At 73.8% G+C, this 13791-nt stretch carries 12 protein-coding genes; 8 read left to right on the top strand and 4 right to left on the bottom strand.

Annotated features, from left to right (window positions below; translation table 11 throughout):
- The first annotated feature begins 483 nt into the window (after positions 1-483).
- The 4 genes from AMK26_RS38345 (at position 484) to AMK26_RS14445 (ending at position 5113) form a co-directional block, all read left to right on the top strand.
- Complete coding sequence (locus AMK26_RS38345; RefSeq protein ID WP_274536116.1) at positions 484-2673, top strand: hypothetical protein; 2190 nt, start codon at positions 484-486, stop codon at positions 2671-2673.
- Between the two features lie 82 nt (positions 2674-2755).
- Positions 2756-3727 carry a fibronectin type III domain-containing protein gene (locus tag AMK26_RS14455; protein ID WP_073755025.1) on the top strand — a complete coding sequence of 324 codons (972 nt, stop codon included), beginning with the start codon at positions 2756-2758 and terminating at the stop codon, positions 3725-3727.
- A gap of 263 nt (positions 3728-3990) precedes the next feature.
- Positions 3991-4521 (top strand): hypothetical protein, encoded by a 531-nt coding sequence (locus AMK26_RS14450; RefSeq protein WP_241837894.1) that lies wholly within the window; start codon positions 3991-3993, stop codon positions 4519-4521.
- An 82-nt stretch (positions 4522-4603) separates the two neighbouring features.
- A complete protein-coding gene (locus tag AMK26_RS14445; RefSeq protein WP_107420948.1) occupies positions 4604-5113 on the top strand; it encodes a hypothetical protein in 510 nt (169 codons plus the stop codon).
- A 44-nt stretch (positions 5114-5157) separates the two neighbouring features.
- On the opposite strand, the gene aceB is transcribed toward AMK26_RS14445, so the two are convergent.
- A complete protein-coding gene (gene aceB, locus AMK26_RS14440) occupies positions 5158-6780 on the bottom strand; it encodes a malate synthase A (protein ID WP_073755023.1) in 1623 nt (540 codons plus the stop codon).
- A 229-nt stretch (positions 6781-7009) separates the two neighbouring features.
- On the bottom strand, positions 7010-7621 hold the full coding sequence (locus AMK26_RS14435) for a nucleotidyltransferase family protein (protein WP_073755022.1): 612 nt from the start codon (positions 7619-7621) through the stop codon (positions 7010-7012).
- A 151-nt stretch (positions 7622-7772) separates the two neighbouring features.
- Between AMK26_RS14435 and AMK26_RS14430 the strand changes: the two genes are divergently transcribed.
- Both AMK26_RS14430 and AMK26_RS14425 read left to right on the top strand, forming a co-directional pair.
- Positions 7773-9704 carry a serine/threonine-protein kinase gene (locus AMK26_RS14430; RefSeq protein ID WP_073755021.1) on the top strand — a complete coding sequence of 644 codons (1932 nt, stop codon included), beginning with the start codon at positions 7773-7775 and terminating at the stop codon, positions 9702-9704.
- Between the two features lie 92 nt (positions 9705-9796).
- Positions 9797-10114 (top strand): DUF5955 family protein, encoded by a 318-nt coding sequence (locus AMK26_RS14425; protein WP_073755020.1) that lies wholly within the window; start codon positions 9797-9799, stop codon positions 10112-10114.
- Here AMK26_RS14425 and AMK26_RS14420 read toward each other — a convergent pair.
- Both AMK26_RS14420 and AMK26_RS14415 read right to left on the bottom strand, forming a co-directional pair.
- Positions 10111-10731, bottom strand: coding sequence for a response regulator (locus AMK26_RS14420; protein ID WP_073755019.1), 621 nt, complete (start codon positions 10729-10731; stop codon positions 10111-10113). The two genes, AMK26_RS14425 and AMK26_RS14420, sit on opposite strands and share 4 nt — an antisense overlap.
- Positions 10728-11894: a sensor histidine kinase gene (locus AMK26_RS14415; RefSeq protein WP_073755018.1), complete on the bottom strand. Its 1167-nt coding sequence runs from the start codon at positions 11892-11894 to the stop codon at positions 10728-10730. Before AMK26_RS14415 ends, AMK26_RS14420 begins: the two co-directional genes overlap by 4 nt.
- Positions 11895-12006: 112 nt before the next feature.
- Here AMK26_RS14415 and AMK26_RS14410 point away from each other — a divergent pair, with 112 nt between their 5' ends.
- Together AMK26_RS14410 and AMK26_RS14405 are read left to right on the top strand one after the other, a co-directional pair.
- Positions 12007-13074, top strand: a complete 1068-nt coding sequence (locus AMK26_RS14410) for an ABC transporter permease (RefSeq protein ID WP_073755017.1) — start codon at positions 12007-12009, stop codon at positions 13072-13074.
- A complete protein-coding gene (locus tag AMK26_RS14405) occupies positions 13071-13742 on the top strand; it encodes an ABC transporter ATP-binding protein (protein WP_073755016.1) in 672 nt (223 codons plus the stop codon). The genes AMK26_RS14410 and AMK26_RS14405 overlap by 4 nt, the downstream gene beginning before the upstream one ends.
- Positions 13743-13791 lie beyond the last annotated feature (49 nt).

Here is a 13791-nt window from a genome sequence, read left to right as displayed (position 1 = left end):
GCCGCACCGCACGCCGTTCCAGCTCCGCCTGTGGCAGCACCGGCACCCGGATCGGCTCCGCCCGGATCGTGGCGAGCACCGCCTGACGGCGCCGCTCCGCGCCCGCCCGCGCAGCCGCCGCGCTCCGCCCCGCCGCGGCCGAGCAGGCCGCGAACTCGGGTGTCCGCTCCACCGCCTCCACCCGCGCCAGCAGGTACAGCCGTACCGGGGCGACCGACCACCGCCGCGGGTCGCGCCCCTGCACGTCCGGCTCGCCCAGCAGCTGCCGCACCATCGCGTCCGTCCACCCGCGCCGCCGCAGCCCGGTGAACGTCAGATACGTCAAACGCTCCGCCATGATTCCCCCATCAATCGTCACGGAGAGTGATGGATCCAGTGAAGCGCACGCCACTGACAACGGCGTCCGGACCGGCATCGCCTGATTGGGCTATCCGCCCCGTGCGCGAGCGGCGCCGACCCGCGCGGGGCCCATACGCTCCCCGAGTGACCGTGATCCGTACACCTGCGCTGAACACCGGACTCGACGACTTCCTGGGTCGGGCGGACGAGGAACGCGAGGCCCGCGGCGAAGCCCCCCTCCCCGCGCGTACCGCGGACGCCGTCCTGACGCTGCTCGCCCTGCGCGGGGCCGACCGTAGGACCGGTGTGCCCGAGCCGACCGCGCGGCTGCTGAGCCCCGTGCTGCACGAGGACCTGCCCGTCCTGCTGTGGGGCACCCCGCAGGAGGTCGACGCCGTCCCCGAGGTCCTCACCGCGCTCGCCGACCGCGCCCGGGCGTCCGGCCGGCTGAACGCCAAGCGCCACGCCCGGCTGCTCGCCGCGATCGACGAGGCGGTGCCGGAGTTCCGCCGGGCCATGGCCGATCCGTGGAACCTGACCTGGCCGCGCTGGTACGCCTCCCTGCTGCGCGCCGACGGCGTCGACGCCGACGACCCCGACGCGGTACGGGCATGGCTCGCCGCCCACGAGAACACACCGCGGGCCGAGCGCCCCGCGCTGCCCGCACCCCTGCACCGCTCCGACGTCGCCGCCCGCACCTTCGCGGTCCGCGTCCAGCTGGGCGAGGTGCTGCTGGCCGCGTTCGCCCGCGACGTCGAGGAGCCCTCCCCGGCCGGCCCGCTGCTGGCCGGGGCACCGCTGGACGCCGACCGTCCCGACGAGGCGCTCCCCGCCGAGCTGGAGCGGATCGGCGCCGCGCTCAGCGACCGCTGGACGGCCGCCGGCCTCAGCGACGCGCTCGCCGAACCGGACGGCCCGCACGCCGCCCTGGCGCCCAGCCCCGAGTCGATCCCCCACTTCGCCCTCGCGGACCGGCTGCTGGGCGAACACCTCGACTACTACGGCGACCCGGGCCGCCCCCTCCCGCCGCCGCCCGCACTGCCGGCCCCCGACGAGATCAGGGCACTGCTGCACGCCGCCCCGCTGCCCTCCGCCCTCGCGGCGGGCTCCGCCGACGCCCCGCGCGAGATCGCCGAGCGCTGCTTCACCGGCCCGGCGGCCACCGTCTGGACCGACGGGACCCCGGAGGAGATGACCGAGCTCGCCGCGGACGTCCTGGCCGCCGTCGTCGACGACATCGGCTCCAGCACCGACTCCGAGTACGCCCAGGACGCCGCGCACCTGCTCTACGCGCTGTACGAGCGGGGCGGCACCGCCGACTCCGTCGTACGCAAGGCGGCCGAGCACGGCGGCCTGCCGGTCGATCCGGAACTGGAGGACGCCCCGGTGCCGGTCCCGGAGGACAGGTCGTACCGCCCGTACGAGACGCCGCCCACGGACCGGCTCCCCGCGCTCCTGGGCATCCCCTCCGCGAGCGACCTGAGCGAGGAGGACCGCGCCGGACTCGACGCCCACGCCCGGGCCCTGGCGGACGTCGTCGACCGGCTGGCCGAGACGGGCTGCGTCTTCCGGGCCGGTGACGTGTACGGCCTCACCCCGCTCGGGTGCGCCGTGCTGCGCCACGTCCTGGCCGCCGGCCATGTCGCGACACCCGACGACGAGGCCGTCTCCGAGTGGGAGGCCGCCGAACTGGTCCTCGCCGTCCAGGACTGGCCGACGCGGACGGCCGTCGACACCCTGACGCGGTGGACGGCCGGACGGGGCGTCACCGCCTGGAGCGAGCTGCTCGACGCCGTGGAAGCGGCCAAGAGCGCGGACTTCGACGAGGTCGCGACCGTCACCGTGTTCGCCCGCCTCGACCTCGCCGCCGTCCCCGCCGAGGCCCTCCGCGCCGCCCTCACCCACCCGGCCACCGGCGCCCACGCCCACCGGCTCCTGGAGGGCCGGGGCGAGGCCACCCCCGCGGACGCCGACCGCGTTCCGCCGAGCGCCAGGGCGGTGCTGGCCCTGGAAACGCTGGAGGACCGCCGGCACCACGACCTGCGCACGTACGTGGAGGCCGCGTCCGAGCAGGGTCAAGAGGCGCTGGACACGACCGCCCTCACGTGGACGCTGCCCGACGCCTTCGACACCGCCGCCTCCACCTGGCCCGGCGGCGTCCCCGCCCTCGTCCAGGCCCTGACCCAGGCCGACCGGCCCACCGCGGCCAGGGTCCTCGAGGCACTCGCCGACCACCACCCGGACCCCAAGGTGGCGGCCCTGGCGATGCGCACCGCCAAGCCATCGCGCCGGCGACTGCCCGGATCCAAGGGCCGCGACGAGCACAGTCGTTGACCGCGCCCCCGGCCCTTGATGACTACCTCCCCGTATGGCATACAGGTCTGGACCAATCCCCTGTCGTACGTGGAGGCCGACCGTGCAACGCCCCCTCACCGTCGCCGCGTTGACCGTTTCCGCCACCCTCCTGCTCGCCGCATGCGTGGGCGGTACGGACACGGACAAGGCCAAGGCCAAGGACACCGAACGCCCCTCCACCCCCACCGGAGTCACCGCCCAGGCCGGCAGTGCCACCTCCGTGCACGTCATGTGGGAACGCTCGTCGGACAACAAGGCGGTCACCGGATACGAGGTGAACCACAAGGGCCGGAAGGTCGCGGTGGTGCCCGCTTCCAGGAACATGGTCGACATCGAGCGCCTGACGCCCTCGACCGCGTACAGCTTCACCGTCCGCGCCCGGGACGCGGCCGGCAATCTGTCCGAGCCCGGCGCCGCCGTACCCGTCACGACGCCCCCGTCCAGACCGGACGACGGCACGCCCCCCACCCGCCCGACGGCTCTTCGGGGCACGGTCGGGGGCAGTCGGGAAGTCACCCTCACCTGGGAGCGCGCCACCGACTCCGTCGGTGTCACCGCCTACGACGTCTACCAGGCCGACTCCCGTGTCCACAGCGTCCCCGGCACCGCCACCACCGCCCGTATCGCCAACCTGCGCCCGGGCACCGTCTACACCTTCACCGTCCGAGCCCGCGACGCCGCGGACAACTCCTCGCCCGACAGCCCGCCGGTCGACCTCACGACCGCCCCGGCCCCCGGCTCCGGCCCCAGCACCGCCCCCACCGGCCTCACGGCGACGGCCCGCAAGGGCAGTGTCGTGCTGACCTGGACCCCGCCGGACACCGGCGCCCCGGTCAGGGAGCACCAGCTGTTCCTCAACGGGACGTTCGCCACCACCATCGTCTGGGGCAGCCAGCCCCCGCCCGGCCAGCTGCGGTACACCTTCACCGTCACCGACGGGCCCGGCACCCGCTACACGGTCAAGCTCCGCGCCAAACTGCCGGACGGCACGTGGGGCGACTTCTCGGCGCAGCGAACGGTGGTGGTGCCCTGATTCCCCTTTCCGCCGGGATAGCTGTAGTCAACACCTATGGGTGATCTTGTTCACTGCTTCTCGCTTTGGATCATGAACCGCGCCTGGGTTAACGTCGATTCCGTCCGCCCGGGCCTGACCAACCGGGCGGGTGGGACACAACCGGGGGAAGAAGAAATCCGGGCGCCGTTGATATGCGGGCCGCTGGGATTCGGGCGGTTGAGACGCGATGCCTGTCGGCATGCTCGTATGCCCTCTTCCCCCTGAACAAGGGGAAACAGCAAGTGAAGAACAATTGCATCCGCATGGCGGCCGCCGCCGCGCTCGCCGCTGTCGCCTTCGGGGCCGCCGCGCCCTTGGCCCAGGCGGCCGAGGCGGAACGGTACCGGGCGCACAGCGAGGTTCCGGCGGAGTCGCTGCGGCCGACCGCCGCCGACGTGCGCGACCTCATCGCCCGGATGAAGGCCGACGGTGCCGATCCCGCACTGATCGGTGAATTCGAGCGGTATGCGCAGCGGTTGGAGAATCCCGACGCCCACCAGCGGACCAAGCGGGCTCTGGGAATGGGGACGATCGTCCGCAAACTCATCGTCGCCGGTCTGCGCCACGGAGGTGTGTGGGCCGGGAAAATCATCGGCAAGGTGAGCAAGAAGAGCGGTGCCTTCATCTCCCGCAACGGCAACAAGATCGCCGATGCGATCGAGGACGTCGAAGGATGGAGCGAGACCGCGCTCACCGTGGCGATGGTGAAGGCCGGAATTCCCACGGACGTGGCCCATGACATCGCACGGGCGATCATGCTGGTCGCCCTCTGACCCGACCCGTCGTCATCGGGCGGCACCCCTTTCCTGGGGTGCCGCCCCCTCGCACCACCACCCGCAAGGGAAGGAGCCCCCGGTGGAACCGAACAAGCGCCCGGAAGACACCTCCGACTGGGCCTCCCTGTCCCCTCGCCAGAAGGCGCTCAGCGCTGCCGGCCTGACGGGACTGGGGCTCGGCGTGGTGGCAGCGGTGCTCCTGGCCGTGCTGCTGGGTGTTCTGGTCGTCGCCGTCCTGGCCCGTCCCCTGGTGGAGCTGGAGAGCAGAGCCGCACTGCTGTGGGGGGCGCTGCTCTGCCTGCCCTGTGGTCTGCTCTCCGCCCTGTTCATCCACCCGCTGCGCGCCGGACTGCGTCTCCTGGCCGCTCCCGGCCGCGCCAGGAACGCCGGTGAGGAGCTGCTCTCCGCCGCGACGACGTTCCTGGCGGTCCTGTTCGTCGAGTCCTTCACCCCCGGGCTGTACGTGCGTGATCCCTGGGTCCCCGCCCTGCTGGCCACCCTGCTGGTGGCGCTGTCGGGACACGCCGTCACGTACGCCGAGAAGCGCAAGGCGGCCGCGAGCGGGGGCGGGCAGGACTCCGCCCCCTGACGCTGTGCGTCGCCAGGGGGCGGAGTGGTTCTCGGCGGCGGGGGTCAGCCGACGAGCTGCTCGTACGCGGGGAGGGTGAGGAAGTCCGCGTAGTCCTCGTCGAGCGAGACCTTCAGGAGCAGGTCGTGGGCCTGCTGCCACCTGCCCGCGGCGAACGCCTCGTCGCCGATCTCGGCGCGGATGGCGGCCAGTTCCTCGGCCGCGACCTTGCGGGCCAGCTCGGGCGTGGCCTGCTCGCCGTTCTCGAAGACGACGCCCGCGTTGATCCACTGCCAGATCTGCGAGCGCGAGATCTCGGCGGTCGCCGCGTCCTCCATCAGGTTGAAGATGGCGACGGCGCCGAGGCCGCGCAGCCAGGCCTCGATGTAGCGGATGCCGACCTGGACGGCGTTGCGGAGGCCCTCGTACGTCGGCTTCGCGTCGAGCGAGTCGATGGCGATCAGGTCGCCGGGGGCCACCGAGACGTCCTCGCGGAGACGGTCCTTCTGGTTGGGCTTGTCGCCCAGGACGGCGTCGAAGGAGGCCATCGCGATCGGGACCAGGTCGGGGTGGGCGACCCAGGAGCCGTCGAAGCCGTCGTTCGCCTCGCGGTCCTTGTCGGCCTTGACCTTCTCGAAGGCGACCTTGTTGACCTCGGGGTCCTTGCGGGACGGGATGAACGCCGCCATGCCGCCGATCGCGTGCGCGCCGCGCTTGTGGCAGGTGCGCACGAGGAGCTCGGTGTACGCGCGCATGAACGGCGCCGTCATCGTCACCGCGTTGCGGTCCGGGAGGACGAACTTCGCGCCGCCGTCCCGGAAGTTCTTCACGATCGAGAAGAGGTAGTCCCAGCGGCCGGCGTTCAGGCCCGCCGCGTGGTCGCGCAGCTCGTAGAGGATCTCCTCCATCTCGTACGCGGCCGTGATCGTCTCGATCAGGACGGTCGCGCGGACGGTGCCCTGCGGGATGCCGACGTAGTCCTGGGCGAAGACGAAGATGTCGTTCCAGAGGCGGGCCTCCAGGTGCGACTCCGTCTTCGGGAGGTAGAAGTACGGGCCCTTGCCGAGGTCGATGAGCCGCTGCGCGTTGTGGAAGAAGTACAGCCCGAAGTCGACCAGCGCACCCGGGACCGGACGGCCGTCGAAGCGCAGGTGGCGCTCCTCCAGGTGCCAGCCGCGCGGGCGCATGACGACCGTCGCCAGCTCGGCGGCGGGCTTGAGGGCGTACGACTTGCCCGTGCGCGGGTCGGTGAAGTCGATCTTCCGCTCGTACGCGTCGATCAGGTTGAGCTGGCCGAGGACGACGTTCTCCCAGGTGGGGGCGGACGCGTCTTCGAAGTCTGCGAGCCAGACCTTGGCGCCCGAGTTGAGGGCGTTGATGGTCATCTTGCGATCGGTCGGACCGGTGATCTCGACGCGTCGGTCGTTCAGCGCGGCCGGGGCCGGCGCGACCTTCCAGCTGTCGTCCTCCCGGAGCTGTGCGGTCTCCGGGAGGAAGTCGAGGGTGCTGGTGCGGGCGATCTCGGCGCGGCGCTCCGCGCGGCGGGTGAGGAGCTCGTCACGCCGGGGCGTGAAGCGCCGGTGCAGCTCGGCCACGAAGGCCAGGGCCGCATCGGTGAGGACCTCGTCCTGCCGGGGCAGGGGCTCGGCTTCGACGATGGCCAGCGGGGACGGCGCTGGTGCGGACATGAGCTGTCACTTCCTTCAGCGGGGACTGGGGCACGGCGCCGTGCTGCGGCCGCCGGGCATACGCGCGCGGCACTGAGTGCCGTGGGAGCCGAGATACGGTCACGGGCGCCTTCTGACGATCGGGTGCTTCTGAGCAGTGGATACTAGTTTCCTCATAGTGGAAGTTCAATGGTTTGTTGATGTCGAGATTCTCTTGGTCGACAGAACATGGCTCTGGGTGCCATCTCGTTCACTCAAGGTGCGCCAGGTCCTCCGCGGTGTCGATGTCGTACGGCTCCGCCACGTCCCCGCACTCGACGAGGACGATCGACGCCTCGTGCTCCCTCAGGTAGGCGCGTGCCCCCCGGTCCCCCTCCGCACTCACCCCGACGTCCGCCCACCGGTCCGCCCCGAGCAGCACCGGGTGGCCGCGCTTCCCGCCGTACGCGGCGGCCGCCAGCGCGTCACGCGAGCGGTACGCGGCCGCCACCCGGCGTACCGCCTCCGCACCGATCCCCGGCTGGTCCACCAGGGAGACGACCGCCGCGTCCGCGTCACCGGTGGCGGTGAGCGACGCGAGCCCCGCGCGCAGCGACGAGCCCATGCCCTCCTCCCAGTCCGGGTTGTCGACCAGGACGCAGCCGGGCAGCGAGGCCCGTTCCCGTACGGAGCCGGCGGCGGCGCCCAGCACCACGTGCACCACCTCGCAGCCGCCCGCCCGCAGGACCCCCGCCGCGTGCTCGACCAGGGGACGGCCGCGGTGCTCCAGGAGGGCCTTGGGGCGGCCACCGAGGCGCCGTCCGCCGCCCGCCGCGAGAAGAAGTCCGGCGATCCGCGGTCCGTCTGTTGCCGTATGTCCCATGTGGAGTGCATACCGCATGCGCGCGCCCCCGCGCGCACGGGTCACGCGGGTGAAGAGGACGCTCCGCCTTGGATAGGGTGCGGTCCGGGATCGAAGCGATCAGCAGTGAGCAGCAGGACAGTGCGAAGTCCGTTACGGGGGACATGGGTTGATGAGTGGTGGTCCGGCGAGTCGGGGAACGGTCTTCCAGCCGCTTGAGGACGACGATCCGCGATCGGTGGCCGGGTACCGGCTCGCCGCCCGGCTCGGCGCCGGCGGCATGGGCAAGGTGTACCTGTCGTACACCCCGGGCGGGCGGCCCGTCGCCATCAAGGTGATCCGGCCCGACTTCGCCGAAGACGCCGAGTTCCGGCGCCGGTTCGCGCAGGAGGTGCAGTCCGCCCAGCGCGTCCAGGGCCTCTACACCGCGCCCGTCATCGACGCCGACACGGACGCCCGTCAGCCCTGGCTGGCCACCGCGTACGTACCCGGCCCCTCGCTGGCCGACGCCGTCCAGGCCCACGGCAGGCTGCCCGTCGACACGGTCCTGCTGCTGGTGGCCGGTATCGCCGAAGCCCTCCAGGTCATCCACGGCGCGGGCATCGTGCACCGCGACCTCAAGCCCGCGAACGTCCTGCTCGCGGCGGACGGGCCGCGCGTCATCGACTTCGGCATCGCCCGCGCCGCCGACGCGACCTCACTCACCGGCAGCGGCGTCACCATCGGCACCCCGTCCTTCATGTCGCCCGAGCAGGCGGCGGGCCGCACGGTCACCGCGGCCACCGACATCTTCGCGCTCGGCCAGGTCACGGCGTACGCCGCCATCGGCAGCCCCGCCTTCGGCGAGGGCACCTCCCACGGCGTGCTGTACCGGATCGTCCACGAGGAGCCGCGGCTGGACGGACTCCCGGAGCGGCTGCGCGAGTTGGTGACCCGCTGCCTGGCGAAGGACCCGGCCGCCCGCCCGTCCGTCACCGACATCCTGACCCTGTGCCAGGCCGCCAGCGACCAGACCGCGCTGCGCCGCCCGGAGGAGTGGCTGCCCGGCGCGGTGGCCGCGGACATCACCACCCGCGCGGCCGCGCCCGCCCCGGCGGCGGCCACCACGCCCCCGCCGCCCGCCCAGCCCCCGGCGGCCCCCGCCGCGCCCGCCGCCCCCGCGACGCCCCCGCCGTTCCAGCCACAGCCACAGCCACAGCCACAGCCACAGCCACAGCCGCCGGCCGCGCAGCCCCACCCCCACCCCCCGGCCGCGCAGACCCCGACCGCCCACGCGGCACCGGCGACCCCGCCGCCCGGCTTCGGCCCGCCGCCCGCCCAGACGAACCCCCACCCCCACGCCCACCCCCACGTCCAGCCGCCCGCGTACGGCTACCCGCCCGCCCACCAGAGCCCGCACCAGACCCCGCCCCCGTACGCCGGGCCCGCCCCGGTCACCGCCGCCGCTCCCGCCGCGCCCCGCAAGAAGACGAAGCGCAACCTCGTGCTCGCCCTCGTCGCCACGCTCCTCGTCGCCGGGCTCGCCGGCGGCGGGGTGTACCTCCTGATGTCGCGCGACGACAAGGACGGTGGCCAGGCGCGCGGCGCCGACCAGGCCAAGAGCGACGCCACGCCCCAGGGCCGGGACCCGGTGGACGGCGCCACGGACGGGACCGCCCCCTCACCCGACACGTCGTCCTCCTCCCAGCAGCCCCCACAGCCGGTCGCCGACCCGACGCCCGCCACCTACCAGGGCATCGACCTCACCGACGGCTACCACCTGACGCTCGGCGACGACCCGGTCAAGCCGCTCGGCGACGACGCCGACGTGGACGTCGCCTACGACTGGAGCCTGGAGAAGATCTACGTGGAGGACGGGCGGCTCATCCTCCTGCGCGCGGGCCAGAAGGGAGACCTGGAGACCTGCCGGACCGAGACCCGCTATGCCGACCGGGTCGACCTCGACTCCCTGTCCAAGGGGTCCCAGCTGTGCGTCCTGACCAACGGGGGGCACGTCGGCCTCGTGACGTACCAGGGGAAGTCGCCCGAATCCGACCCCAGTCACTACGTCACCCTCGACGTGACCGTGTGGCGCGGCGCGATCGCCCCGGAAGCGACCTCCTGAGTTTCGTCAGGGGAGTGGCGCGCCGGCCCCGGGATGGCGTTAAGTACAGGGACGGGCGCACAACGTAGTGCGAGCAAGGGGCGGGAGAGCTTTTGTTGCGAAGCATGGGGCAGAGGCGTGTGACCGGCAGCGGCGAGGACCCCAGGGTGACGGAGCTGCGCGCCGCCGTCTCCCGCCTCCGCCGCGAACTCGCCGGCCACCCGGCCGACTTCGTCGACCGGGGCATCGCCGAGGACGAGCTGGCCGCGCTTGCCGCGATGACCCTCACCGGGGTCCCCGAGGTGCGGCGGCTGCGCCGGTCGCTGCTGCTCATCGCGGGCGCGATCGGCTCGGTGAGCGCCCTGGGCGCCGCGCTCACCGACGTACGCCACGCGGTGGAGCTGTTCGGCGAACCGCAGCGCAGTTCCTAGCGGCGGATCAGGCGGCGTGCGGTGGCGGCCGCCACCGCCGCCGTCCGCGAGTCCACGCCCAGCTTGGCGAAGACGTGCACCAGATGGGACTTGACCGTCGCCTGGCTGAGGAACAGCCGCTTGCTGATCTGCTGGTTGGACAGGCCCTCGCCGACGAGTTGCAGCACCTCCAGCTCCCGCTTGGTCAGCGCCTCCGCCGGGGTCCGCATCCGGTCCATCAGACGGTGCGCCACGGCAGGGGCGAGCGCGGACCGGCCGGCCGCGGCCGTGCGGACCGCCGCCGCCAGCTCCTCCGGCGGCGCGTCCTTGAGCAGGTAGCCGCTCGCGCCCGCCTCCACGGCCGCCAGGATGTCGGCTTCCGTGTCGTACGTGGTCAGCACCAGCACCCGCGGGCCACCGGGGCGGGCGGTGATCGCCGCCGTCGCCTCCGAGCCGTGCATCCCGGCGCCGAACTGCAGGTCCATCAGGACGACGTCCACGCCGTGCGCGAGCTCCACCGCCCGTTCCGCCGTGGCGGCCTCGGCGACCACCTCGAAGTCCGGTTCGGTGTCCAGGACGGCACGCAGCCCCGCGCGGACGACGGGGTGGTCGTCGGCGAGCAGCAGACGGATGGTCATACGCGCTCCCCGGCCGGCAGCGGAAGAGTGACCGCGACGGCCGTGCCCTGGCCGGGCGACGACTCGACGGTGAACGTCCCGCCCAGCGACTCGGCCCGCGACCGCATCGCCGGCAGCCCGAAACCGCCGCCCGGAGAAGGCGTCCAGGAGCGCGGGTCGAAGCCCTTGCCGTCGTCCACCACGTCCAGCGTGACCGAGGCGTCCATGAAGGTGAGCGTGATCTCCGCGCGCCCGGCGCCCGCGTGCCGCACCGTGTTGGCCAGCGCGGACTGGGCGATCCGCAGCAGCGCCACCTCGTACGGCGTCGGGAGCGGGACCGGCGTACCGCTCACCGAGAACCGCACGCGTGGGCCGGGCCCGCCCGCCTCGCACAGCCGCTCCAGCGCCGCCGCCAGCGAGCCGTGCTCCAGCTCGGCCGGCGCCAGCGCCCGGACGAAACGCCGCGCCTCCGCCAGGTTGTCCTGGGCCGTCCGCCGCGCCCGCTCGATGTGCCCGGCCGCGACCGGTGAGCCGTCCGGCAGGGCGCGCTCGGCCGCCCGCAGCAGCAACTGGATCGACGACAGGCCCTGCGCGAGGGTGTCGTGGATCTCGCGGGCGAGCCGCTCCCGCTCGGCCAGGGTGCCCGCGTGCCGCTCGGCGGCTGCCAGCTCCGCCCGCGTCGAGGTCAGCTCCTCCACCAGCCTCCGGTGCCGCTCGCTCTCCCGGTACAGCGCCTGGTAGCCGAGGACGGTCGCCACCGCGACGGCCGCGCCCAGCAGCGGCCCGATGACCGCGCCGGGGTTGAGCGGGGCGCCATGGCGTACGTACGACATGATCGCCGCGCCCGCCGTGGCGGCCACGGCCGGCAGGGACCAGCGCACGGGCAGCAGGTGCAGGTGCAGGAAGTACAGCGGGAAGGCGACCCACAGCCCGTCGGGCGTCAGGGCCAGCAGGACCAGCCAGGCCGCGGACAGGGCGGCCAGCCACCCGGCGGCTGCCGGCCGGGACTCGCGTACGGGGCGGAGGGCCGACCCCACCGCGTACACCGCGCCCGTCACGGCCGCCGCGGTGACGGCGGCCGGGGTCGCGGCGCGGAGCGCGGCGAGCGCCAGCAGCGCGGCCACCAGCAGATGCAGACAGACGCGCAGGACGCGCAGGGCGGGGGTGAGCGAACGGGGATCCATGACCCGTCCAGCGTAGGCGGGCCCGCCGCGGCAGCCCTCAACCAAAAGGTTGATGACCGGCCCATCCGGCGCTCGATGCCCGCGCGGGCGGACCGTCGGCAGGCTGGCGGACATGTTCGTGGCATGGAGAGACCTACGCTTCGCCAAGGGGCGATTCACGCTGATGGGTACGGTGATCGTGCTGATCACCCTGCTCGTCGGACTGCTGTCCGGGCTGACGGCCGGGCTCGCGCGGGAGAACGTCTCGGCGATCACCGGGCTGCCCGCCGACCGGCTCGCCTTCGCCGCCCCGCCCCCCGGCCGCCCGGTGTCGTTCACCGACTCGGCCGTGACCGACCGCGCGTGGCGGACGTGGCAGCGGCAGCCGGGCGTCACCGCCGCCGAGCCGGTCGGCATCCGCACGCTCGACGCGGCGGCCGGGGACCGTACGGCGGCCGTCTCCGCCTTCGGTACGCGGCCGGGCGCCGGGGTCGCGCCCGGGAGCGGCGAGCTGGGCCCCGGGCGGGTCGTGCTCTCGGAGCCTGCGGCCGAGGAGCTGGCGGTCCGGGCGGGCGACCGGGTGCGGATCGGGCCGCGTGAGGTCACGGTCGCGGCGGTCGCCGGGGACGCCTCGTACAGTCATACGCCGGTGGTGTGGACGTCGCTGGCCGACTGGCAGGTGCTCGGCGGCCGCGGCGGGGCCACCGTCATCGCGCTGAGGGGCGAGGGCGCGGGGCTCGCGGCGGGCGACGAGGCGGCCGGTACGCGCAGTACGACCGTCGACGAGGCGCTCACCGCCATCGGCTCCTACCGGGCCGAGAACGGTTCGCTGCAGCTGATGCGCGGCTTCCTGTTCGTGATCTCGGCGCTCGTCATCGGGGCGTTCTTCACGGTGTGGACGATCCAGCGCAGTGGCGACGTGGCGGTGCTGAAGGCGCTCGGCGCCTCGACCTTCTATCTGTTGAAGGACGCGCTCGGGCAGGCGGTGGTCGTGCTGGTCGCCGGGACGCTGCTCGGGACGGGGCTCGCGGCGGGCATCGGCGCGGTGGTCGGCGGGGGTGACGTGCCCTTCGTACTGGAGCCGCTCACCGTCCTCGGCCCGGCCGCAGTGATGGCCGCGCTCGGGATGCTCGGCGCGGCCCTGTCCATCCGGCGGATCACCGCCGTCGACCCTCTCACCGCGCTCGGGAGCGCCCGATGACCCTGCACCTCGACGATGTGACCCTGACCTACCCCGACGGGGACGGCCGGCTGACCGCGCTGGACGCGGTGTCCCTGGACGTGCCGGCGGGCACCCTCACGGCGGTCGTCGGCCCGTCCGGCTCCGGCAAGTCCAGCCTGCTCGCGGTCGCGGCGACGCTCGTGACGCCCGACCGGGGGCGGGTGGTGGTGGCCGGTACGGACACCGGCACGCTGGACCGGGCCGGGAGGGCGGCGCTGCGGCGCGCCCACGTCGGGATCGTCTTCCAGCAGCCGAACCTGCTGCCGTCCCTGACCGCCGCCGAGCAACTCCAGGTGATGGCGCACCTGTCGGGCGCCGGGCGCCGGGAGCGGCGGGCCCTGGAACTCCTCGACGCGGTCGGCCTCGCGGACCTCGCCGGGCGGGGGCCGCACCAGCTCTCGGGCGGTCAGCGCCAGCGCGTGGCCATCGCGCGGGCGCTGATGAACGACCCGGCCGTGCTGCTGGTCGACGAGCCGACCAGCGCGCTGGACCACGAGCGCGGGGCGGCGGTCCTCGACCTGCTCGTCACCCTGACCCGCGAGCGTGGGACGGCCACGGTCCTGGTCACCCATGACCGGGCCCATGTGGACCGGATGGACAGGACGGTCACGGTCCAGGACGGCAGGCTGTCGCCCGGCCGGCCGTGAAATGGCCCCCGCTCAGCCGGTCGGACGCGGGAGGCGGTGCCCCGCACGA

The sequence above is a fragment of the Streptomyces sp. CB03234 genome, assembly GCF_001905885.1.
Taxonomy (GTDB): Bacteria; Actinomycetota; Actinomycetes; order Streptomycetales; family Streptomycetaceae; genus Streptomyces.
The sequence above is the reverse complement of the archived record's forward strand: the minus strand, read 5'-3'. Positions and strand labels throughout refer to the sequence as shown.

Coding starts and splice junctions, on each gene's coding strand:
- aceB (WP_073755023.1), bottom strand. CDS start 6,780: ATGTCCGCACCAGCGCCGTCCCCGCTGGCCATCGTCGAAGCCGAGCCC.
- AMK26_RS14405 (WP_073755016.1), top strand. CDS start 13,071: ATGACCCTGCACCTCGACGATGTGACCCTGACCTACCCCGACGGGGAC.
- AMK26_RS14410 (WP_073755017.1), top strand. CDS start 12,007: ATGTTCGTGGCATGGAGAGACCTACGCTTCGCCAAGGGGCGATTCACG.
- AMK26_RS14435 (WP_073755022.1), bottom strand. CDS start 7,621: ATGGGACATACGGCAACAGACGGACCGCGGATCGCCGGACTTCTTCTC.
- AMK26_RS14420 (WP_073755019.1), bottom strand. CDS start 10,731: ATGACCATCCGTCTGCTGCTCGCCGACGACCACCCCGTCGTCCGCGCG.
- AMK26_RS14430 (WP_073755021.1), top strand. CDS start 7,773: ATGAGTGGTGGTCCGGCGAGTCGGGGAACGGTCTTCCAGCCGCTTGAG.
- AMK26_RS14415 (WP_073755018.1), bottom strand. CDS start 11,894: ATGGATCCCCGTTCGCTCACCCCCGCCCTGCGCGTCCTGCGCGTCTGT.